2 protein-coding genes and 1 tRNA gene are annotated in these 1,426 nt (G+C 68.2%); 2 read left to right on the top strand and 1 reads right to left on the bottom strand.

The annotated features are described in order from the left end of the window. A partial coding sequence (locus KBX53_RS32815; protein WP_210863743.1) for a GTPase occupies window positions 1–853 on the top strand: 853 nt, incomplete at its 5' end. Between the two features lie 203 nt (window positions 854–1,056). After that, window positions 1,057–1,130, top strand: a tRNA-Pro gene (locus KBX53_RS32810). Between the two features lie 113 nt (window positions 1,131–1,243). Here KBX53_RS32810 and KBX53_RS32805 read toward each other — a convergent pair. After that, window positions 1,244–1,426, bottom strand: a 183-nt coding sequence (locus KBX53_RS32805; RefSeq protein WP_210863742.1) for a hypothetical protein, incomplete at its 5' end; no start/stop codon positions are given.

Here is a 1,426-nt window from a genome sequence, read left to right as displayed (position 1 = left end):
GCCGGAGGCACCGGCGATCGTGGAGAACCGTCCGCGGGGGCCGCGCCGGGTGGCGCTGGTCGGTCGGCCGAACGTGGGCAAGTCCAGCCTGCTCAACCGGTTCTCCGGTGAGGAGCGGGCGGTCGTCGACTCGGTGGCCGGCACCACTGTGGACCCGGTGGACAGCCTGGTCGAGATCGGCGGTCAGACCTGGCAACTGGTGGACACCGCCGGGCTGCGCAAGCGGGTCGGCAAGGCCAGCGGCACCGAGTACTACGCCAGCCTGCGTACCGCCGGCGCGATCGAGGCCGCCGAGGTGGCCGTGGTACTGCTGGACTCCAGCGAACCCATCAGCGAGCAGGACCAGCGGATCCTGTCGATGGTGACCGAGTCGGGCCGGGCGTTGGTCATCGCGTTCAACAAGTGGGACCTGGTCGACGCCGACCGTCGGTACTACCTGGACAAGGAGATCGACCGGGAGTTGCGCCGCATCCCCTGGGCGATCCGGTTGAACCTGTCGGCGATGACCGGCCGTGCCGTGGACAAGCTGGCCCCCGCCCTGAACAAGGCGTTGGCCAGCTGGGAAACCCGCGTACCGACCGCGCACCTCAACCAGTGGCTGACCGCGCTGGTGCAGGCCACCCCCCACCCGGTGCGTGGTGGACGGGCACCGCGGATCCTGTTCGCGACGCAGGCCGGTGTGGCACCGCCACGGTTCGTGCTCTTCACCACCGGCCCGCTGGACGCCGGCTACCAGCGGTTCGTCGAGCGCAAGCTCCGCGAGGAATTCGGGTACGAGGGCAGCCCGATCGAGATCTCGGTCCGCCCGCGCAAGAAGCTCGGCCCCGGCGGCCGAGGCAAGGCGCACGGCTGACCCCGTCCAGTTCTCCCTGAAAAATGCCGGATGGCCTCCCGCCATCCGGCATTTTCCTGCCCATCCACCACCCCACCCTCCTAGGAAGCCTTAGGGGTTGTGGGGTGGTTCGCCTGCCCCGCAACACTGGTGGGGCCTGTGTGGGGGACCCGCAACCGCTGCGCTAAGCTGTACCGGCTGCCGCGGGGGAAACCACGCGGGGGCGGGACGTGGCGCAGCTTGGTAGCGCACTTGACTGGGGGTCAAGGGGTCGTCGGTTCGAATCCGGCCGTCCCGACAGACAAAAAGCCCTGACCAGCGGAAACGCTGGTCAGGGCTTTAAGTTTGCCTATGGGGTTTTGAACCGCCCCCCGAAAACCCCCCTTTTACTGTGGTCGGCAACCAGGTTTGTCATCCATGGGCATCGTTGGGGGCTGCGGCTGCGGGACTGCGCCGCTTCCCGTGATCGGTGCCGAGTCGCTCGAGGATGTCCGAGACGTCCGGGGCTTGGGCGGGCTTGGCGATGTAGTACGTGGCGGTGACCTCCTCGCTGGAGTGTCCGAGCTGTGTTGCGGCGCTTTTCGTGTCGGTCTC

This window comes from Micromonospora sp. M51, assembly GCF_018070305.1.
Taxonomy (GTDB): Bacteria; Actinomycetota; Actinomycetes; order Mycobacteriales; family Micromonosporaceae; genus Micromonospora; species Micromonospora parva.
Note: the sequence above shows the minus strand (reverse complement) of the source record. Positions and strands in the feature narration are given on the sequence as shown.